This is a genomic window from Streptomyces sp. NBC_00086 (assembly GCF_026343255.1).
Lineage (GTDB): Bacteria > Actinomycetota > Actinomycetes > Streptomycetales > Streptomycetaceae > Streptomyces.
In genome coordinates, this window is the sequence record NZ_JAPELZ010000001.1 from 7043427 (window position 1) to 7064314 (window position 20888).

Annotated in this window: 12 protein-coding genes and 3 rRNA genes; 8 read left to right on the forward strand and 7 right to left on the reverse strand. The window is 67.9% G+C overall.

All coding sequences use genetic code 11. The features are described 5' to 3' along the window. Positions 1-189 precede the first annotated feature (189 nt). From OG276_RS32000 to OG276_RS32015, 4 genes are read right to left on the reverse strand one after another with little or no spacing between them, the layout of a single operon-like run. Positions 190-1389 carry a lipid-transfer protein gene (locus tag OG276_RS32000; protein ID WP_266910633.1) on the reverse strand — a complete coding sequence of 400 codons (1200 nt, stop codon included), beginning with the start codon at positions 1387-1389 and terminating at the stop codon, positions 190-192. Further along, positions 1386-1862, reverse strand: a complete 477-nt coding sequence (locus OG276_RS32005; protein WP_266910635.1) for a Zn-ribbon domain-containing OB-fold protein — start codon at positions 1860-1862, stop codon at positions 1386-1388. The genes OG276_RS32000 and OG276_RS32005 overlap by 4 nt, the downstream gene beginning before the upstream one ends. Before the next feature lie 43 nt (positions 1863-1905). Then, positions 1906-2286: a DUF962 domain-containing protein gene (locus OG276_RS32010; protein ID WP_266910637.1), complete on the reverse strand. Its 381-nt coding sequence runs from the start codon at positions 2284-2286 to the stop codon at positions 1906-1908. 13 nt (positions 2287-2299) lie between these two features. After that, positions 2300-3082: a M15 family metallopeptidase gene (locus OG276_RS32015; protein WP_266910639.1), complete on the reverse strand. Its 783-nt coding sequence runs from the start codon at positions 3080-3082 to the stop codon at positions 2300-2302. 29 nt (positions 3083-3111) lie between these two features. Between OG276_RS32015 and OG276_RS32020 the strand changes: the two genes are divergently transcribed. Continuing rightward, positions 3112-3630 carry an NUDIX domain-containing protein gene (locus OG276_RS32020; RefSeq protein ID WP_266910641.1) on the forward strand — a complete coding sequence of 173 codons (519 nt, stop codon included), beginning with the start codon at positions 3112-3114 and terminating at the stop codon, positions 3628-3630. 36 nt (positions 3631-3666) lie between these two features. Here the strand turns inward: OG276_RS32020 and OG276_RS32025 are convergent, their stop codons facing one another. Then, positions 3667-6102, reverse strand: coding sequence for a glycoside hydrolase family 31 protein (locus OG276_RS32025; RefSeq protein WP_266910643.1), 2436 nt, complete (start codon positions 6100-6102; stop codon positions 3667-3669). 248 nt (positions 6103-6350) lie between these two features. On the opposite strand from OG276_RS32025, the gene OG276_RS32030 reads away from it, so the two are divergent. Together OG276_RS32030 and OG276_RS32035 are read left to right on the forward strand one after the other, a co-directional pair. Then, positions 6351-8330: an acetoacetate--CoA ligase gene (locus OG276_RS32030; RefSeq protein WP_266910645.1), complete on the forward strand. Its 1980-nt coding sequence runs from the start codon at positions 6351-6353 to the stop codon at positions 8328-8330. 70 nt (positions 8331-8400) lie between these two features. Beyond that, a complete protein-coding gene (locus tag OG276_RS32035; RefSeq protein WP_266910647.1) occupies positions 8401-9318 on the forward strand; it encodes a hypothetical protein in 918 nt (305 codons plus the stop codon). Between the two features lie 79 nt (positions 9319-9397). On the opposite strand, the gene ptsP is transcribed toward OG276_RS32035, so the two are convergent. Both ptsP and OG276_RS32045 read right to left on the reverse strand, forming a co-directional pair. After that, on the reverse strand, positions 9398-11068 hold the full coding sequence (gene ptsP / locus OG276_RS32040; RefSeq protein WP_266910649.1) for a phosphoenolpyruvate--protein phosphotransferase: 1671 nt from the start codon (positions 11066-11068) through the stop codon (positions 9398-9400). Between the two features lie 74 nt (positions 11069-11142). Beyond that, on the reverse strand, positions 11143-11592 hold the full coding sequence (locus tag OG276_RS32045; RefSeq protein WP_266910651.1) for a PTS glucose transporter subunit IIA: 450 nt from the start codon (positions 11590-11592) through the stop codon (positions 11143-11145). Between the two features lie 735 nt (positions 11593-12327). Between OG276_RS32045 and OG276_RS32050 the strand changes: the two genes are divergently transcribed. The 5 genes from OG276_RS32050 (at position 12328) to OG276_RS32070 (ending at position 20767) form a co-directional block, all read left to right on the forward strand. Continuing rightward, a 16S ribosomal RNA gene (locus OG276_RS32050) occupies positions 12328-13852 on the forward strand. 286 nt (positions 13853-14138) lie between these two features. Further along, positions 14139-17261 (forward strand): 23S ribosomal RNA (locus OG276_RS32055). 74 nt (positions 17262-17335) lie between these two features. Then, positions 17336-17453 (forward strand): 5S ribosomal RNA (gene rrf, locus OG276_RS32060). The 16S, 23S and 5S rRNA genes sit together here, the layout of an rRNA operon. A gap of 130 nt (positions 17454-17583) precedes the next feature. After that, complete coding sequence (locus OG276_RS32065; RefSeq protein WP_250745186.1) at positions 17584-18174, forward strand: CDP-alcohol phosphatidyltransferase family protein; 591 nt, start codon at positions 17584-17586, stop codon at positions 18172-18174. 97 nt (positions 18175-18271) lie between these two features. Further along, positions 18272-20767, forward strand: coding sequence for a mannose-1-phosphate guanyltransferase (locus OG276_RS32070; RefSeq protein WP_266910653.1), 2496 nt, complete (start codon positions 18272-18274; stop codon positions 20765-20767). Positions 20768-20888: the final 121 nt, after the last annotated feature.

Genomic DNA, 20888 nt, shown 5'->3' on the forward strand with positions numbered 1-20888 from the left:
CATGGGCCGCGACATGGAGGCGGCCCGTACCCCCGCCGACTGGGGTACGGGCCGCAGCTCTCATGGGGGGTTCCGGGATCCCGGTCGCGGCGCGGGACCGTGGAGAGAGTGTGAACCCGCCACTGGGGACCGTCAAGCATTCGGACAGCAGCCGCTGTTCAGCGGCCCACCAGGCGCTGAGCGAACCCTCTAGCGCACGGCGACGACCGCCGAACCGTGCCCGAACAGCCCCTGGTTCGCGGTGATTCCGGCCCGCGCTCCCGCCACCTGCCGATCCCCGGCCGTGCCCCGGAGCTGCCAAGTCAGCTCGCACACCTGGGCGATGGCCTGCGCCGGCACCGCCTCCCCGAACGACGCCAGTCCACCACTGGTGTTGACGGGGATCCGCCCGCCGAGCGCGGTCGCGCCCTCCCGCACGAGCTTGGCCCCCTCGCCCTCCCCGCACAGGCCGATGTCCTCGTACCACTCCAGTTCCAGCGCGGTGGACAGGTCGTAGACCTCGGCGAGCGAGAGGTCGTCCGGTCCGAGCCCCGCCTCCTCGTACGCGGCCCGCGCGATCGAGGCCCGGAAGGACCCGGGTACCGGAACGGCCGCGGTGGTCGAGTCGGTGGCGATGTCCGGCAGGTCCAGGACGGTACGGGGATACGTGGGCGTCACCGTGGACACGGCCCGGATCCGCACCGGGTCCGGGACGCCCCGCGAGCGCGCGAAGTCCATGCTGCTCAGCACCAGCGCCGCGCCGCCGTCGGAGGTGGCGCAGATGTCGAGCAGCCGCAGCGGATCGGCGACGATCGCCGAGGCGGCCACCTCCTCGGCCGTCACGGCCTTGCGGTAGCGGGCGTTCGGGTTCAGCAGCCCGGCCGCCGCGTTCTTCACCTTGACCTGCGCGAAGTCCTCACCGGTGTCCCCGTAGAGGGCCATCCGGCGCCGGGCGTACAGCGCGAAGTACGCCGGGTTCGTGGCCCCCAGGACCCGGAAGCGCAGCCAGTCCGGGTCGTCCGGCCGGTCCCCGCCCGCCGGCGCGAAGAACCCCTTCGGGGCGGCGTCCGCCCCGACCACCAGCACCACGTCGGCCAGACCGGCCAGGATCTGCGCCCGGGCCGCACCGATGGCCTGGGCGCCGGACGCGCAGGCCGCGTACACGCTGGTCACGCGTGCGCCCTGCCAGCCCAGCGCCTGCGCGAAGGTGGCCCCGGCCACGTAGCCGGGGTAGCCCGACCGCACGGTGTCGGCCCCCACGATGGACTGCACGTCGGTCCAGTCCAGCCCGGCGTCGGCGAGCGCGGCCCGCGCGGCGGCCCGCCCGTACTCGACGAAGCTGCGGCCCCACTTGCCCCACGGGTGCATGCCGGCCCCGAGGACGGCGACGTCCGCGACGGAGGCGCTCACCGCTCCACCCCCACGGGCCGGAACTGCCAGGTGGTCCAGGCGGTGCCGTCCGGTCCGTCGGAGTCCACGTTCAGCACACCGCCGACCACCTCGACCTCCATCCCGACCGCCAGGTCGCCGACGCCCACCCCGGGCACCGTCTGCCCGAGCACGACCATCCCCTCGGCCTCCAGCTCCACGGCGACCAGGGTGTACGGGGTCCAGGGTGTGTCCGGGTCGGACACGTACGGCGCGGGCGGCCGGTACCGCCCGTCCGTGTAGGACCAGACCCGGCCGCGCGGGGACAGCGGGGTCTCGACGAGCTCGCCGCCGCCCGGGCAGCGCGGATTGCGGCAGTACGCGTCCTCGCGCGGGAAGAACACGGCGGCGCAGGCGGAGCACCGGGTGCCCAGCAGGCGGAAGCCGCCGCCCGTGCCGTCCGCGTCGTCCCCGGTGAACCACCCGCTGACCACGGGTGTGCGTGTGCGTTCCAAGACCCCTCCCGAAACCGATATCTGACGAACCGTCAGAAGTCTGTCAGGGAACGCTCGGGAACGCACCCCCGGTGCCGCACTCCTCGCACGGGTTCTCGGCAAGCCACTTCCGCGCGATCTCACCGAGCTCCGCGTCCCGCCCGGCCAGCATCATCCGGATCATCTGCGCGTCCCCGCGCAGCGACCACCCCGGATTGCCGAAGCTGGCCGGGTTGTTCCGCTCGATCAGGAAATGCGCCGGCCAGGCGGTCCCGTACCCGATCACGGGGAGCGCGGCGAGGTACCGCTTGCGGCCGCGGGCCAGCCCGTAGGCGGTGAGCGCGAGGCCGGTGAGGGTGCCGGTGAGATGGATCCAGCGGGTGGCGGCGCGGGAGTGCATGGCGACGTAGTAGGGCCAGAACTCCTCGTACGAACTGAATGTCATGCGGGCACGGTACTCAGCGGTGAACGGAGGCGACAGAGACGGGAAAATCGAAATACGTGGCCGGGAACGCCTCCGGTGCGTACGTGAAGTGCCACCACTCCTGAGGCAGGTTCACGAACCCCTGCGCGCCGAGCAGCCGCCCGAGCACCTCCCGGTGCGCGCGGGCCGAACCCGTCACCCGCGGGCTGGCGGTGTGCGCCAGCGGATCGAAGAAGTCGAAGGGCGTCCCCATGTCGAGGGGCCCCCGTCCCACCTCCGTCAAGGTCACGTCGACGGTGCTGCCGCGACTGTGCCCGGACTTCTCGGCGATGTACCCCTCCGGGATCAGCCGTTCCTTGGCCACCTCCGGATAGAACTCCGCCTTGGTCCGCTGATCCGCCCCGTCCCGGGCCCACCGCACGAACCGGTCGACGGCCCGCTGCGGCCGGTAGCAGTCGTACACCAGCAGCGAGTACCCGCCGCGCAACGCCTCCCGCTGCGCCCGCCGCAGCGCCTCGGCGGCGGGCCGCGCGAGCAGACAGACGGGCTCGTCGTAGCCGTCCACGACCGCCCCGGTGAAATTCCGCGACGTGGCGTACCGCATCTCCTGCCCGATGGTCGCATCCACCTCGGACACCACGACGAACCCATCGCCCGGCGCGGCCCGCCCGACGGGGACGGCTCGGGGCGGGACGGCCGCTCCGAGCGCGCCCACCGCCCCGGGCGAGCCTGGCGCGGCCACCACCCCAGGCGCGCCCACCGCCGCCAGTGCCCCCAGCATCCCCAGCGCGCCCACCCATCCCGCAACGACCGTCATCCGCATGCCCCTTGGCATACCATCGCCGCATGCCGGCGCACCTGAAGGACTCGCACTGCTCCACCTGCGGAGCCCTGTTCGATTCGGCCGACTGGCCCCGCACCTGCCCGTCGTGCGGCGCGGTCGCCTACCGCAACCCCCTCCCGGTAGCCGTCGCGCTCCTCCCCGTCGAGGACGAGCTGGGCGCCGGCCTGGTGGTCATCACCCGCACCATCGAGCCCGCCCTCGGCGGCATCGCCCTGCCCGGCGGCTTCATGGACTTCGGCGAGGACTGGCGCGAGTCCGTCGTCCGCGAACTCCGCGAGGAGACCGGCATCCACGCCCCGGCCTGCGAGGTCGCCCTCGCCGACACCCTCAGCTCCCCGGCCGGCCACCTGCTCGTCTTCGGCCTGCTGCCCGTACGCCCCACCGCTTCCCTCCCCGCGTCGACCCCGACGGACGAGACCACCGGCTGGCACGTCCTGCGCGGCCCGGAGCAGCTGGCGTTCCCGCTCCACACGAGGGCCGCCGCAGCGTGGTTCGAGGGCAGGTATACGCACCCGGCCTGAGGCGGCCGACCCCGGCCGCCCCACGCCCGTCCCGACTCAAAGCCCCCGCAGCACCACCCCGTCCACCCGTTCCCCGGCCTCGTCCTCCACCACCACCGCGTCCCCGACCCACCGCACCACGTACCGTTCCACCTCGCCCGGCTCGAAGCCCGGCCCCGGGTCCCGGATCACCACCCCGCCGCCCGTGCGGCCCCGCGCCGGGGCCCACGCCTCCAGGGCCACCGATCCGTCGGCCGCCCGCACCGGCAGCAGCGAGCCGGCCCGCGCCAGCACCGGGATCCGGTCCGCCGGGGCGTCCAGCAGGATCTGGCCCGGTCCCTCGTACGCCCGGCCCGTCGCCGTGTCGTACCACTGCCCGCGCGGCAACCGCACCGCCCGCCGGTCCGACCCGCACTCCAGCACCGGAGCCACCAGCAGGGCGTCACCGAGCAGGAACGCGTCCTCGCACTCCCGCAGCGCCCGGTCCTCCGGCGCCCCCCACCACAACGGCCGCACGTACGGGGCCCCGGTGCGCCGCGCCAGATGGGCCAGCGTCACGAAGTACGGCCGCAGCCGCTCCCGTTCCGCCAGGACGGCCCGCGCGGCCCGGGTGGTCTCCTCCCCGAACTCCCAGGGCTCCCGCCGCCCCGCCCAGATCGCCGAGTGGGTCCGGAACAGCGGCAGGTAGGAGCCCAGTTGCAGCCACCGCAGGTACAACTCCGGTGAGGGGGTGCCCCAGAAGCCGCCGACGTCCGGCCCCGAGTACGGCACCCCGCACAGCCCGAGGCCCAGCACCAGCGCCAGCGAGGCCCGCAGCCCGTCCCAGCTGCTGGCCACGTCACCCGACCACGTGCCCCCGTACCGCTGCATCCCCGCCCACCCCGACCGGGAGAAGAGGAACGGCCGCTCGGCCGGGCGCAGCCGTACGAGCCCCTCCCAGCCCGCGCGCGCCATCGCGAGGGCGTACACGTTGTGCGCCTCCCGGTGGTCCCCGCCGGCCCCGTCCATCGCGTGCCGCGCCGAGCGGGGCAGCGTCCGGTCCCCGAACGGGGCGAAGGCGACCGGCTCGTTCATGTCGTGCCAGACCCCGGCGAAGCCCTGCGCGAGCCGCTCCTCGTACAGCCCTCCCCACCACCGCCGCACCTGCGGATCGGTGAAGTCCGGGTACGCGCACTCGCCCGGCCACACCTCTCCCCGGACCTCCCGCCCCGCCGCGTCCCGTACGAAGGCCCCGTGCGCGCCGACCGCGAGCCCCGAGGCGTGCACCGGGTCGCCGGTCTTCACCGCCGGGTCGACGATGGAGACCAGCCGGACGCCACCGTCCGCCAACTCCTTGGCCAGCCCCGGCAGATCGGGGAACCGCTCGCGGTCCACGGTGAAGACCCGGTGGCCGTCGTAGTGGTCGATGTCCAGATGGACGGCCGACAGCGGCAGCCCGTGCTCGGCGTACCCCGCCACGATCCGCCGTACCTCCGCGGCGCTGCCGAACCCCCACCGCGCGTGCTGGTACCCCAGTGCCCACTCCGGCGGCACGGCCGCCCCGCCGGTCAGCCCGGACCAGCCCTGCAACACCCGCCCGGGCGGCCCCACCAGCACCCAGCACCGCAAGGGGCCGCCCTCCATGCGGAGTTCACAGGATCCGGGCCGGTCCGCCCCCGAGCCCGCGCCCTCCTCGCCCTCCCGCAGCACCACCCGCCCGTCCCAGGAGTTGTCGTGGAAGATCAGGTGCGTACCCGCGTCCGCGACCACCAGCTGCACCGGCATCGTGATGTAGAGGGGGTCCTCGCCGGAACCGGCCCCGGACCCGAACCCGCCCTTGGGGTCCGTGTTCCACAGCCGGTAGCTGCCGTCGCGCAACCGCGGCCCCACCGCCCGCCCGCCCAGCCCGAACACCCGCGCGTCCGCCGCCACCTCACTCCGCAGCAGCCACCGCGCGTCCCCGCCGCGACCGGCAGCTCTGCCCCCACGGCCCCCGCCGGCGGCTCCGCCCTCGTCGGCTCCACCACCTCCAGCGGCCCCGCCGCCCCCGCCGGCCGGCTCCCACCACCGCGGCGGCAGATCCCGCCGCAGCACCGTCCCACCGGGGGTGCGCACCTCCACCGCCCCGTGCCGGGACACCGCCACCGTCACGCGCTCGGACACCACCCGCCACCCGCCGTCGGTGTCCGGTTCCAGCACGGCGCGCGGATCGGGCTCCGGCCCGCTGCCGACCACCGCGTACGAGGGCGTCGGCGCGGCGCCGTCCCATCCCCAGAACACCGCCCCGCCCGCGGTGACCCGTACCAGCAGCTCCGAACGGGTGAACCGGAGCACCCCACCACCCGCCCGCGGCTCCGTACCGGTCAGCACACCCGGCACCCGCGCCCGCTCCGCGCCCCGGGGCGCGAGCCCCGCCGCGTCCACGCGCCGGTTGCGCCACGCGGAGCGCCAAGCGCGCCGCCCCCGCTCGCCGCCGAGGTCCTTCACCGCACGCACCAGCCCACGACCGTCCATGGCGCCCACCCTGCCACCGCCACTCGGCCCAGAAGGCGCCGTTCAACTGCCGTTCACCCGCAAAAGGATCACAGCCGACCGCCGATGACGGCTCTGGTGCGGATGTCGATCACATGGCATCGTCCCTGTGAGCCCCCGTGCGCACACCCCGCGCGCGATGGCACCGTACGAACACAGACACCACACCACACCGCACACCACGACACGCCCACGAAGCGCGAACCGCAGACGTGACCGGGAGCCGACGCATGACCGCAGCAGCCACCCCCTCCGAGCCCCTCTGGTCCCCGGGCCCCGACCGGATCGCCGCGGCCCGGATCACCGCCTTCCAGGCCTGGGCCGCCGAACACCACGGCGCCCCCGCGGACGGCGGCTACCCGGCCCTGCACAGCTGGTCCGTCGACGAACTCGACACCTTCTGGCAGGCCGTCGCCGAGTGGTTCGACGTCCGCTTCACCACCCCGTACGAGGCCGTCCTCGCGGACCGCTCGATGCCGGGCGCGGTCTGGTTCCAGGGCGCCACCCTCAACTACGCCGAGCACGCCCTGCGCGCCGCCGAGGACCCGGCCCGCGCCGCCGACGCGGCCCTGCTCCACGTGGACGAGACCCACGAGCCCACCCCCGTCACCTGGGCCGAGCTCCGCCGCCAGGTCGGCGCGCTCGCCGCCGAACTGCGCGCCCTGGGCGTGCGCCCCGGCGACCGCGTCAGCGGCTACCTCCCCAACATCCCCGAGGCCGTCACCGCGCTCCTCGCCACCGCCGCCGTCGGCGCCGTCTGGACCTCCTGCGCCCCCGATTTCGGCGCCCGCAGCGTCCTGGACCGCTTCCAGCAGGTGGAGCCGGTGGTCCTCTTCACCGTCGACGGCTACCGCTACGGCGGCAAGGAACACGACCGCCGCGACACCGTCGCCGAACTGCGCGCCGAGCTCCCCTCGCTGCGCGCCGTCGTCCACATTCCGCTCCTCGGTACGCCGGCCCCCGCGGGCGCCCTCGACTGGTCGGCCCTCACCTCGGGCGACACCGAGCCGGTCTTCGAACCGGTCCCCTTCGACCACCCGCTCTGGGTCCTGTACTCCTCCGGCACCACCGGCCTGCCCAAGGCCATCGTCCAGTCGCAGGGCGGCATCCTCCTCGAACACCTCAAGCAGCTCGGCCTGCACTGCGACCTGGGACCCGAGGACCGCTTCTTCTGGTACACCTCCACCGGCTGGATGATGTGGAACTTCCTCGTCTCCGGCCTGCTGACCGGAACCACCGTCGTGCTCTACGACGGCAGCCCGGGATTCCCCGACACGGGTGCCCAATGGCGCATCGCGGAGCGCACCGGGGCCACGCTCTACGGCACCTCCGCCGCCTACGTGATGGCCTGCCGCAAGGCGGAGGTCCATCCCTCCCGCGACTTCGACCTCTCCGCCGTGAAGTGCGTGGCCACCACCGGGTCCCCGCTGCCGCCCGACGGCTTCCGCTGGCTCCACGACGAGGTGGCCGAGGACCTCTGGATCGCCTCGGTCAGCGGCGGCACCGACGTCTGCAGCTGCTTCGCTGGCGCCGTCCCCACCCTCCCGGTCCACATCGGCGAGCTCCAGGCCGCCTGCCTGGGCACGGACCTCCAGGCCTGGGACCCCTCCGGCAAGCCCGTCACCGGTGAGGTCGGCGAGCTCGTCGTCACCAACCCCATGCCGTCCATGCCGATCCGCTTCTGGAACGACCCCGACGGAAGCCGCTACCGCGACAGCTACTTCGAGATGTTCCCCGGTGTCTGGCGCCACGGGGACTGGATCACGATCACCGACCACGGCTCCGTCGTCATCCACGGCCGCTCCGACTCCACCCTGAACCGGCAAGGTGTCCGGATGGGTTCCGCGGACATCTACGAGGCCGTCGAGCGACTCCCGGAAATCAAGGAATCGTTGGTCATCGGCCTGGAGGAGCCGAACGGCGGGTACTGGATGCCGCTCTTCGTCCACCTCGCGCCGGGGGCCGTCCTCGACGACGCGCTCCGCTCCCGGATCAAGGCGACGATCCGCGAGGAGCTCTCCCCGCGCCACGTCCCCGACGAGATCATCGAGGTCCCGGGCATTCCGCACACCCTCACCGGCAAGCGCATCGAGGTCCCCGTCAAGCGCCTCCTCCAGGGCGCCCCGATGGCCAAGGCGGTCAACCCCGGCTCCGTCGACAACCTCGACCTCCTGCACTTCTACGAGGAGCTCGCCCGCACCCGCGGCTGACGCGAACGGCCACTGTCAGTGGCAATGATTACTCTGAGTGAGTAAGCGATCGCGTCACTCAGGGGGAACCATGCCACGCTCGAACGACACCGGAACCGCCTCCACCACGGGCCGTCCGGCCCGCACCGGCAGGCGCCGCACCCTGCGCCGCGAAGTCCCCAGCACCGTCGGCCTCCTGGCCGACGCCGGGGACTTCGCGGCCATGCGCGGGTACCGCAGCTTCGCCTTCGACGACCACCGCGACTACCTGGACCACGTGGACCGGCTGCTCCGCTCCCTCGCGGCCCAGGGCATCCACACGACCATCGCCCTCTTCGACCCGGTGGAGTACGCCGACTACTGCGCCGACCGCGGACTGGATCCGGACACCCCCGGCGCCCGCACCCGCTTCACCGCCGTACTGGGCGGCGCCACCGGCGGTCTCCCGTATGCCGGCCAGCCCATCGACGAACTGGTGCCGCTCCTCGTGGACGCGGCCGTCCGGCAGGCCACCTGGGAGTACGCGAGCTCGCTGCTGGCCGAAGTGGGCCGCTGCGCCGACTGCGGGGAGGACATCGGGACCGCCTCCCTGGAGCGCGCCACCGAGGTGCTCCGGCGCCTGGTGGACCGGGCCGGCCCGGGCCACCACCATCTGGTGTGCAGCGTCCCGGCACAGGACGAACAGCTCGTGGCGGTCCTGCACGCCGACACCGGCCCCAGCGGCCGCCCCCGGGTGGACGGCCGCGACGGCCTGGACTTCGTGACCGTCCTCGCCGCGGGCCTGGCCCTCGGTGGGCCCGGGGGACTGGTCCTGCGCACCACCACCGAAGGAGACCGGGACCGGGTCCACGGCTGGCGCCTGGACCGCGGCCGCCTGGTACCCCTCTCGGCGGCGGCCGTCTTCAACGCCTACTGCACCGACGCCGACACCGGAGAGCCCGTGGGCCCCGAGCCCGGCGTCGAGTACTGCCCCGGATACGAGGTGGACGAACCGGGCCCGCACCACTGAGCGCGGCGCACCCCGCCCACCCGGCAACGGCCGAGGGGCCCCCGCCACCGGCGAAGGCCCCTCGAACGTCGACGACGTACTACTCGCCGGACAGGACCGCCTGGGCGGCCACCCGGGCCTCCTCGGCGCTGTCCGTGGCACGCGCGGCCGCAGCCGCACGCTCGCACTGCGCGAGGGTGTACTTGGCCAGCGTCGCCCGCACGTAAGGAATCGAAGCGGCACCCATCGAAAGGGAGGTGACACCCAGACCCGTCAGCACACAGGCCAGCAGCGGGTCGGAGGCGGCCTCGCCACAGACGCCGCAGCTCTTGCCCTCGGCCTTGGCGGCCTCGGCCGACATGGCGATCAGGTCGAGCAGCGCGGGCTGCCACGGGTCCTGCAGCCGCGATACGGCACCGACCTGACGGTCGGCGGCGAAGGCGTACTGGGCCAGGTCGTTGGTGCCCAGCGAGAGGAACTCGACCTCCTGGAGGATCGAGCGCGCCCGCAGCGCGGCGGAGGGGATCTCCACCATCGCACCGAACTTCGCCTTCAGACCGGCCTCGCGGCACGCGTCCGCGAACGCCTTGGCGTCGATCCGGTCGGCCACCATCGGGGCCATGACCTCAAGGTAGACCGGCAGTCCCTCGGCGGCCTTGGCCAGCGCGGTGAGCTGCGTGCGCAGCACGTCCGGGTGGTCGAGCAGCGAGCGCAGACCACGGACACCCAGAGCCGGGTTCGGCTCGTCGGCCGGGGTCAGGAAGTCCAGCGGCTTGTCGGCGCCGGCATCCAGAACACGTACGACGACACGGCCCTCGGGGAAGGCTTCGAGGACCTTGCGGTACGACTCGACCTGCTTCTCCTCGGTCGGCGCGTGCTTGCTGTCGTCCAGGAAGAGGAACTCGGTGCGGAACAGGCCCACACCCTCCGCCCCGGCATCGACCGCGGCCGGCACGTCCGCCGGCCCACCGATGTTGGCCAGCAGCGGGACCTTGTGCCCGTCGGACGTCGCGCCCGGACCCGAAGACGCGGAGAGAGCGGCCTTGCGCTCGGCGGCCGCGGCCTCCAGCTCGGCCCGCTTCGCCGCGCTCGGCTCCACGAACAGGTCGCCGGTGCTGCCGTCGACGGCGATGACCGTACCTTCGGCGATCTCGCCGGCACCCGGCAGCGCCACGATGGCCGGCACGCCCAGCGCACGCGCGAGGATCGCGCTGTGGCTGGTCGGGCCGCCTTCCTCGGTCACGAAACCGAGGACGAGCGCCGGGTCGAGCAGAGCGGTGTCGGCGGGAGCCAGGTCCCGCGCGATCAGCACGTACGGCTCGTCGCTGTCGGGCACACCCGGCATCGGCACACCGAGCAGGCGCGCGACGATGCGGTTGCGCACGTCGTCCAGGTCGGCCACACGGCCGGCCATGTACTCACCGGCACCGGCGAGCAGGTCACGGTAGGCGGCGAACGCGTCGTACACGCCGCGTTCGGCGGTGCTGCCGACGGCGATGCGCCGGTCGACGTCCGCCATGAGCTCGGGGTCCGTGGCGATCATCGCCTGGGCCTCGAGCACGTGCTGGGCCTCGCCACCGGCCAGCTGGCCCCGGGCGATCAGGTCGGCCGATACGGCTTCCACGGCCTGACGGGCGCGCCCCTGTTCGCGCTCCGCCTCGTCCGCGGTGATCTGCCTGGCAGGCGGTTCGAGAACCGCCGTGCCCATGTGCCGAACCTCGCCGATCGCCACACCGTGGCTCACGCCGACGCCTCGCAGCGTTGTCTCCATTTCACCTGTCTCCGATTGAGCGGCGGGTCCACCCGCCGCGTTGGATGTCCAGTTCGCCCGAGCAGGCGGATACGTCACTGCCAGCCGAAGAGAACGTCTCCGGCCTTCATGTCTCCGGCCTCGACGACGTCGGTGAGGGAGTCGGCAGTCGCTTCCAGCGCCACGACGGGGCAGATCGGCGACTTGCCGGCCGCCTCGACCGCGGCGGGGTCCCAGCGAATGACCTCCTGGCCGCGGGTCACGGTGTCGCCCTTGTTGACGAGCAGCTCGAAGCCCTCGCCATTGAGCTGAACGGTGTCGATGCCCAGGTGCGTGAGCACACCGTGGCCTTCGTTGTCGACGACCACGTACGCGTGCGGGTGCAGGGAGACCACCACACCGTCTACGGGGGACACCGCCGCCGAAGGCTCGCGCACGGGATCAATGGCGGTGCCCGGTCCCACCATCGCGCCGGAGAACACCGGATCGGGCACTGCCGCGAGTCCGATGGCGGTCCCGGCAAGTGGGGACGTCACGCTGGTCATGGGGGCCTCCCAGGGGTGGGGCTTCGTCGTGTCGCCGTCACTACCTGTCGCGAACGGCGTACTCTCCAGAAGGATAAGTCACAAGATGTTCGGGTTCGCCCGATGTTGGTCCCGAACTGGACTGGTCCTTCGGCACGGAGACTAGTGGACTAGACCGGTGGACTAGACCATACGCCTGAATCGATTTGCCCGGGCCCCCGTGGACCTGTACTGTCGTGACTCCCGCCAGGAAGCCCCGCGTGAACATTTCGCGAACGGCTGATGGACGGGACTCCTCCTCTCTCTTGTCTGATCTTGATCTCTGCTCCTTTCCGCACGCCTATTCGGCAAAGCAGGAGAGTGGTCAGAGAGAAGGAAAAGCACTGATAGAGTCGGACTCGCCGGAAAGGGAAAACGCGAAAGCGGATGACCTTGAAGGCGGAAACAAGCGAGACAGACTCTGATAGAGTCTGAAACGCAAGAACAGAACGAAAGCCCGGAGGAAAGCCCGAGAGGGTGAGTACAAAGGAAGCGTCCGTTCCTTGAGAACTCAACAGCGTGCCAAAAATCAACGCCAAAAAGTTGATACCCCGTCCATTTCGGTGGATGAGGTTCCTTTGAAAAAGACCTGTGAGGTCGCGGCTTCGGCCCTGACACTTGCAGGCAATTACACAGCGAGGACGCAGTGGACGGTCGGTCTTATTCCGACATGACTGTCCCGCTCTAAGTGCGTGTGCACCGGATTACCGGTAAACATTCATGGAGAGTTTGATCCTGGCTCAGGACGAACGCTGGCGGCGTGCTTAACACATGCAAGTCGAACGATGAAGCCCTTCGGGGTGGATTAGTGGCGAACGGGTGAGTAACACGTGGGCAATCTGCCCTTCACTCTGGGACAAGCCCTGGAAACGGGGTCTAATACCGGATAACACTCCTGCCTGCATGGGCGGGGGTTAAAAGCTCCGGCGGTGAAGGATGAGCCCGCGGCCTATCAGCTTGTTGGTGGGGTAATGGCCCACCAAGGCGACGACGGGTAGCCGGCCTGAGAGGGCGACCGGCCACACTGGGACTGAGACACGGCCCAGACTCCTACGGGAGGCAGCAGTGGGGAATATTGCACAATGGGCGAAAGCCTGATGCAGCGACGCCGCGTGAGGGATGACGGCCTTCGGGTTGTAAACCTCTTTCAGCAGGGAAGAAGCGAAAGTGACGGTACCTGCAGAAGAAGCGCCGGCTAACTACGTGCCAGCAGCCGCGGTAATACGTAGGGCGCAAGCGTTGTCCGGAATTATTGGGCGTAAAGAGCTCGTAGGCGGCTTGTCACGTCGGATGTGAAAGCCCGAGGCTTAACCTCGGGTCTGCATTCGATACGGGCTAGCTAGAGTGTGGTAGGGGAGATCGGAATTCCTGGTGTAGCGGTGAAATGCGCAGATATCAGGAGGAACACCGGTGGCGAAGGCGGATCTCTGGGCCATTACTGACGCTGAGGAGCGAAAGCGTGGGGAGCGAACAGGATTAGATACCCTGGTAGTCCACGCCGTAAACGTTGGGAACTAGGTGTTGGCGACATTCCACGTCGTCGGTGCCGCAGCTAACGCATTAAGTTCCCCGCCTGGGGAGTACGGCCGCAAGGCTAAAACTCAAAGGAATTGACGGGGGCCCGCACAAGCAGCGGAGCATGTGGCTTAATTCGACGCAACGCGAAGAACCTTACCAAGGCTTGACATATACCGGAAAGCATTAGAGATAGTGCCCCCCTTGTGGTCGGTATACAGGTGGTGCATGGCTGTCGTCAGCTCGTGTCGTGAGATGTTGGGTTAAGTCCCGCAACGAGCGCAACCCTTGTCCTGTGTTGCCAGCATGCCCTTCGGGGTGATGGGGACTCACAGGAGACCGCCGGGGTCAACTCGGAGGAAGGTGGGGACGACGTCAAGTCATCATGCCCCTTATGTCTTGGGCTGCACACGTGCTACAATGGCCGGTACAATGAGCTGCGATACCGTGAGGTGGAGCGAATCTCAAAAAGCCGGTCTCAGTTCGGATTGGGGTCTGCAACTCGACCCCATGAAGTCGGAGTTGCTAGTAATCGCAGATCAGCATTGCTGCGGTGAATACGTTCCCGGGCCTTGTACACACCGCCCGTCACGTCACGAAAGTCGGTAACACCCGAAGCCGGTGGCCCAACCCGTAAGGGAGGGAGCTGTCGAAGGTGGGACTGGCGATTGGGACGAAGTCGTAACAAGGTAGCCGTACCGGAAGGTGCGGCTGGATCACCTCCTTTCTAAGGAGCACAGTACCGATTGCAGACAAACGTTCTGCACGGTCAGCTCAGGGTGGAACGTTGATTAGTTGGCACCAGATGATCTGATGATTCTCAAGTACTGCTTCGGCGTGGAAAGAGGATTCGGAAGAGGTCTGGTGCTTGGCACGTTGTTGGGTATCTGAGGGTACGGCCGAAAGGTCTTATCTTCGCGATGCCGGCCCCAGTAAACTCGCCAGCTTGCCTGGTGGGGTGATGGGTGACTGGTCGTTGCTTGAGAACTACACAGTGGACGCGAGCATCTGTAGGCCAAGTTTTTAAGGGCGCACGGTGGATGCCTTGGCACCAGGAACCGATGAAGGACGTGAGAGGCCGCGATAGGCCCCGGGGAGCTGCCAACTGAGCTTTGATCCGGGGGTGTCCGAATGGGGAAACCCGGCAGTCGTCATGGGCTGTCACCCACTGCTGAACACATAGGCAGTGTGGAGGGAACGCGGGGAAGTGAAACATCTCAGTACCCGCAGGAAGAGAAAACAACCGTGATTCCGGGAGTAGTGGCGAGCGAAACCGGATGAGGCCAAACCGTATGCGTGTGATACCCGGCAGGGGTTGCGCATGCGGGGTTGTGGGAATTCTTTTGACCGGTCTGCCGGCCGGTCGGCGAGTCAGAAACCGTTGATGTAGTCGAAGGACATGCGAAAGGTCCGGCGTAGAGGGTAAGACCCCCGTAGACGAAACATCAGCGGCTTGCTTAAGAATCTCCCAAGTAGCACGGGGCCCGAGAAATCCCGTGTGAATCTGGCGGGACCACCCGCTAAGCCTAAATATTCCCTGGTGACCGATAGCGGATAGTACCGTGAGGGAATGGTGAAAAGTACCGCGGGAGCGGAGTGAAATAGTACCTGAAACCGTGTGCCTACAAGCCGTGGGAGCGTCGCCGTTATTCTTCGGAATAACGGTCGTGACTGCGTGCCTTTTGAAGAATGAGCCTGCGAGTTAGCGGTGTGTAGCGAGGTTAACCCGTGTGGGGAAGCCGTAGCGAAAGCGAGTCCGAATAGGGCGATTGAGTTGCACGCTCTAGACCCGAAGCGGAGTGATCTAGCCATGGGCAGGTTGAAGCGGAGGTAAGACTTCGTGGAGGACCGAACCCACCAGGGTTGAAAACCTGGGGGATGACCTGTGGTTAGGGGTGAAAGGCCAATCAAACTCCGTGATAGCTGGTTCTCCCCGAAATGCATTTAGGTGCAGCGTCACGTGTTTCTTGCCGGAGGTAGAGCACTGGATAGGCGATGGGCCCTACCGGGTTACTGACCTTAGCCAAACTCCGAATGCCGGTAAGTGAGAGCGTGGCAGTGAGACTGTGGGGGATAAGCTCCATGGTCGAGAGGGAAACAGCCCAGAGCATCGACTAAGGCCCCTAAGCGTACGCTAAGTGGGAAAGGATGTGGAGTCGCAGAGACAACCAGGAGGTTGGCTTAGAAGCAGCCACCCTTGAAAGAGTGCGTAATAGCTCACTGGTCAAGTGATTCCGCGCCGACAATGTAGCGGGGCTCAAGCGTACCGCCGAAGTCGTGTCATTGCAGCAATAGGGCCAACGCCCGCTGTGATGGGTAGGGGAGCGTCGTGTGCCGGGTGAAGCAGCAGCGGAAGCTAGTTGTGGACGGTTCACGAGTGAGAATGCAGGCATGAGTAGCGATACACACGTGAGAAACGTGTGCGCCGATTGACTAAGGGTTCCTGGGTCAAGCTGATCTGCCCAGGGTAAGTCGGGACCTAAGGCGAGGCCGACAGGCGTAGTCGATGGACAACCGGTTGATATTCCGGTACCCGCTTTGAAACGCCCAATATCGAATCAGGCGATGCTAAGCCCGTGAAGCCGTTCCGGACCCTTCGGGGAAAGGAAAGTGGTGGAGCCGGTGACCCAGACTTGTAGTAGGTAAGCGATGGGGTGACGCAGGAAGGTAGTCCAGCCCGGGCGGTGGTAGTCCCGGGGTAAGGGTGTAGGCCGAGGGGTAGGCAAATCCGTCCCTCATATAAGGCTGAGACCTGATGCCGAGCCGATTGTGGTGAAGTGGATGATCCTATGCTGTCGAGAAAAGCCTCTAGCGAGTTTCATGGCGGCCCGTACCCTAAACCGACTCAGGTGGTCAGGTAGAGAATACCGAGGCGTTCGGGTGAACTATGGTTAAGGAACTCGGCAAAATGCCCCCGTAACTTCGGGAGAAGGGGGCCATCACTGGTGATCGGATTTACTCCGTGAGCTGGGGGTGGCCGCAGAGACCAGCGAGAAGCGACTGTTTACTAAAAACACAGGTCCGTGCGAAGCCGTAAGGCGATGTATACGGACTGACGCCTGCCCGGTGCTGGAACGTTAAGGGGACCGGTTAGTCACATTTCGGTGTGGCGAAGCTGAGAACTTAAGCGCCAGTAAACGGCGGTGGTAACTATAACCATCCTAAGGTAGCGAAATTCCTTGTCGGGTAAGTTCCGACCTGCACGAATGGCGTAACGACTTCTCGACTGTCTCAACCATAGGCCCGGTGAAATTGCACTACGAGTAAAGATGCTCGTTTCGCGCAGCAGGACGGAAAGACCCCGGGACCTTTACTATAGTTTGATATTGGTGTTCGGTTCGGCTTGTGTAGGATAGGTGGGAGACTTTGAAGCGGCCACGCCAGTGGTTGTGGAGTCGTCGTTGAAATACCACTCTGGTCGTGCTGGATGTCTAACCTCGGTCCGTGATCCGGATCAGGGACAGTGTCTGATGGGTAGTTTAACTGGGGCGGTTGCCTCCCAAAAAGTAACGGAGGCGCCCAAAGGTTCCCTCAGCCTGGTTGGCAATCAGGTGTTGAGTGTAAGTGCACAAGGGAGCTTGACTGTGAGACCGACGGGTCGAGCAGGGACGAAAGTCGGGACTAGTGATCCGGCGGTGGCTTGTGGAAGCGCCGTCGCTCAACGGATAAAAGGTACCCCGGGGATAACAGGCTGATCTTCCCCAAGAGTCCATATCGACGGGATGGTTTGGCACCTCGATGTCGGCTCGTCGCATCCTGGGGCTGGAGTCGGTCCCAAGGGTTGGGCTGTTCGCCCATTAAAGCGGTACGCGAGCTGGGTTTAGAACGTCGTGAGACAGTTCGGTCCCTATCCGCTGTGCGCGTAGGAATATTGAGAAGGGCTGTCCCTAGTACGAGAGGACCGGGACGGACGAACCTCTGGTGTGCCAGTTGTCCTGCCAAGGGCATGGCTGGTTGGCTACGTTCGGGAGGGATAACCGCTGAAAGCATCTAAGCGGGAAGCCTGCTTCAAGATGAGTATTCCCACCTCCTTGAGAGGGTAAGGCTCCCAGTAGACGACTGGGTTGATAGGCCAGATGTGGAAGCCCGGTAACGGGTGGAGCTGACTGGTACTAATAGGCCGAGGGCTTGTCCTCAGTTGCTCGCGTCCACTGTGTTAGTTCTGAAGTAACGAACTGTGTCATATCCGGTTTGGTTAACTTCATAGTGTTTCGGTGGTCATAGCGTTAGGGAAACGCCCGGTTTACATTCCGAACCCGGAAGCTAAGCCTTTCAGCGCCGATGGTACTGCAGGGGGGACCCTGTGGGAGAGTAGGACGCCGCCGAACAATCATTGTAGAAAGCCCCGTACCGGGTAACCGGTACGGGGCTTTTCTGCGTTTACGGACCGGTGCACCGGCTCCTGTAGGGTCAGGGTGCATCGTTCGACATTTCTACAGTCACAGTGGAGGCCCCCGGGTGGAGGTCCAGGAGACTCGGGTTCAGACTGACCGAATTTTCACCATTCCGAACATCCTGAGCATGGCTCGCCTCGCAGGCGTACCCCTGTTCCTGTGGCTGATCCTGGCCGAGCACGATGGCTGGGCACTTGCCGTCCTGATGCTCAGCGGGATCAGCGACTACCTCGACGGGAAGCTGGCCCGGCGCTGGAATCAGATCAGCAGCCTCGGCCGGCTGCTGGACCCCGCCGCGGACCGGCTCTACATCCTGTCCACCCTGTTCGGTCTCACGTACCGCGAGATCCTGCCGCTCTGGCTCACCGGCGCCCTGCTCGCGCGCGAGCTGATGCTGCTGGTCATGGTCTGGATCCTGCGCCGGCACGGCTATCCGCCGCCCCAGGTCAACTTCTTGGGCAAGGCCGCGACCTTCAACCTGATGTACGCGTTCCCCTTCCTCCTGGTGAGCACCTGGTCGGGTTGGTTGGCCTGGATGGGGTCAGTTTTCGGATGGGCGTTCGCCGGATGGGGTACAACCCTCTATTGGTGGGCAGGAGTCCTTTACGTGGTACAAGTCCGCCGGTTGGTGAAGGCGGACGCCACGGCCGATTGAGCTCGCTCGGCGTGACTGACGCGGGGGAGTGGTCCAGTCACCGTCCGGGACGGGTGAGGTCGGCGATACGCCGTCTCTCAAGGAGGACTCTTCCGACATGAAGGCCGTCGTGATGGCTGGTGGCGAAGGCACTCGGCTTCGCCCCATGACCTCAAGCATGCCCAAGCCGCTCCTGCCGGTGGCCAACCGGCCGATCATGGAGCACGTGCTCAGGCTGCTCAAGCGGCATGGGCTCAACGAAACCGTGGTCACCGTGCAGTTCCTGGCGTCGCTCGTCAGGAACTACTTCGGTGACGGCGAGGAGCTCGGAATGGAGCTCACCTATGCCAACGAGGAGAAGCCACTCGGGACCGCCGGCAGCGTGAAGAACGCCGAGGAGGCTCTGAAGGACGACACCTTCCTCGTCATCTCCGGCGACGCGCTCACCGACTTCGACCTGACCGACCTGATCCGTTTCCACAAGGAGAAGGGCGGGCTCGTCACCGTGTGCCTGACCCGGGTGCCGAACCCCCTGGAATTCGGCATCACCATCGTGGACGAGGAAGGCAAGGTCGAGCGCTTCCTGGAGAAGCCGACCTGGGGCCAGGTTTTCTCGGACACGATCAACACCGGCATCTACGTCATGGAGCCGGAGATCTTCGACTACGTGGACGCGGACGTCTCCGTGGACTGGTCCGGTGACGTCTTCCCGCAGCTGATGAAGGAAGGCCGGCCCATCTACGGCTACGTCGCCGAGGGCTACTGGGAGGACGTCGGCACCCACGAGAGCTACGTCAAGGCCCAGGCCGACGTACTCGAGGGCAAGGTCCAGGTCGACATGGACGGCTTCGAGATCTCCCCCGGCGTGTGGATCGCCGAAGGGGCCGAGGTGAGCCCGGACGCGGTGCTGCGCGGGCCGCTGTACATCGGGGACTACGCCAAGGTCGAGGCCGGCGTCGAGATCCGCGAGCACACCGTCATCGGATCGAACGTCGTGGTGAAGAGCGGTGCGTTCCTGCACAAGGCCGTCGTCCACGACAACGTGTACATCGGGCCGCACAGCAATCTCCGCGGCTGTGTCATCGGCAAGAACACCGACATCATGCGCGCCGCCCGGATCGAGGACGGGGCCGTCATCGGCGACGAGTGCCTCGTCGGCGAGGAATCGATCATCCAGGGGAACGTCCGGGTCTACCCCTTCAAGACGATCGAGGCCGGCGCCTTCGTCAACACCTCGGTCATCTGGGAGTCCCGCGGGCAGGCACATCTGTTCGGCGCGCGCGGGGTCACCGGGATCCTGAACGTGGAGATCACCCCGGAGCTCGTGGTCCGGTTGGCAGGTGCCTATGCGACGACCCTGAAGAAGGGTGCGACGGTCACCACGGCCCGTGACCACTCCCGTGGCGCGAGAGCGCTCAAGCGGGCCGTGATCTCGGCGCTCCAGGCCAGCGCCATCAACGTCCGGGACCTGGAGAACGTACCGCTGCCCGTGGCGCGGCAGCAGACCGCGCGCGGCAGCGCGGGCGGGATCGTGCTGCGGACCTCGCCGGGCGTGCCCGACTCGGTCGACATCATGTTCCTCGACGAGCGGGGGGCGGACCTCTCCCTCCAGCAGCAGCGCAAGCTCGACCGGGTCTACGCGCGCCAGGAGTACCGGCGTGCGTTCCCCGGAGAGATCGGTGACCTGCAGTTCCCGGGAAGCGTCTTCGACGCCTACACGGGATCCCTGCTGCGGCGCGTGGACATCACCGGGGTCGCGGACTCCGGGCTCAAGGTCGTCGTGGACGCCTCCAACGGCAGCGCCGGCCTGGTGCTGCCCAGCCTCCTGGGCCGGCTCGGAGTGGACGCCCTCACGGTCAATCCGGGGCTCGACGAGTCCCGGCCCACGGAGACGGCCGAATCCCGCCGGGCGGGACTGGTCAGGCTCGGGGAGATCGTGGCGTCCTCGCGGGCGGCCTTCGGAGTCCGCTTCGACCCGGTGGGCGAGCGGATCTCCCTCGTGGACGAGCGCGGCCGCATCATCGAGGACGACCGCGCCCTGCTGGTGCTGCTCGACCTGGTGGCCGCCGAGAAGCGCAGCGGCAAGGTCGCGCTGCCGGTGACCACGACCCGGATCGCCGAGCAGGTGGCGGCGTACCACGGGACCCAGGTGGAGTGGACCACGACCTCGCCCGACGATCTGACCCGGGTGGGGCGCGCGGAGAACACGATCTTCGGCGGTGACGGGCGGGGCGGCTTCATCGTCCCCGAGTTCAGCAGCGTCTTCGACGGATCGGCCGCCTTCGTGCAGTTGATCGGGCTGGTGGCGCGGACGCAGCTCACGCTCAGCCAGATCGATGCCCGGATCCCGCGGGCGCACGTGCTCAAGCGGGACGTGCCGACCCCGTGGGCCGTGAAGGGGCTCGTCATGCGACGGGTCGTGGAGGAGGCCGGGGACCGGCAGGTGGACACCACGGACGGGGTACGGGTCGTCGAGGCCGACGGGCGGTGGGCCCTGGTGCTGCCGGACCCGGCGGAGGCGGTCACCCACCTGTGGGCCGAGGGACCCGACGACGCGTCCGCGCAGGCGCTGCTGGACGGCTGGGCCGCGGTGGTGGACGGTGCCGGGCACTGAGCGCCCCGCACGGGACGGCGTAGGCCGCACCGCAGCGGCGTAGGGCGGAGGTCCGGTGGAGCGGGCGGGGCGAAGGTCCCGCCGGTCCACCGGACGTCCGCATTCGGTGGGAGCGGCGCCG

What these genes read in the sequence shown, in the direction of transcription:
- OG276_RS32010 (WP_266910637.1), bottom strand. Translation starts at nt 2,286, where the DNA reads ATGACATTCAGTTCGTACGAGGAGTTCTGGCCCTACTACGTCGCCATG.
- OG276_RS32015 (WP_266910639.1), bottom strand. Translation starts at nt 3,082, where the DNA reads ATGACGGTCGTTGCGGGATGGGTGGGCGCGCTGGGGATGCTGGGGGCA.
- OG276_RS32020 (WP_266910641.1), top strand. Translation starts at nt 3,112, where the DNA reads ATGCCGGCGCACCTGAAGGACTCGCACTGCTCCACCTGCGGAGCCCTG.
- OG276_RS32025 (WP_266910643.1), bottom strand. Translation starts at nt 6,102, where the DNA reads ATGGACGGTCGTGGGCTGGTGCGTGCGGTGAAGGACCTCGGCGGCGAG.
- OG276_RS32030 (WP_266910645.1), top strand. Translation starts at nt 6,351, where the DNA reads ATGACCGCAGCAGCCACCCCCTCCGAGCCCCTCTGGTCCCCGGGCCCC.
- OG276_RS32035 (WP_266910647.1), top strand. Translation starts at nt 8,401, where the DNA reads ATGCCACGCTCGAACGACACCGGAACCGCCTCCACCACGGGCCGTCCG.
- ptsP (WP_266910649.1), bottom strand. Translation starts at nt 11,068, where the DNA reads ATGGAGACAACGCTGCGAGGCGTCGGCGTGAGCCACGGTGTGGCGATC.
- OG276_RS32045 (WP_266910651.1), bottom strand. Translation starts at nt 11,592, where the DNA reads ATGACCAGCGTGACGTCCCCACTTGCCGGGACCGCCATCGGACTCGCG.
- OG276_RS32070 (WP_266910653.1), top strand. Translation starts at nt 18,272, where the DNA reads ATGAAGGCCGTCGTGATGGCTGGTGGCGAAGGCACTCGGCTTCGCCCC.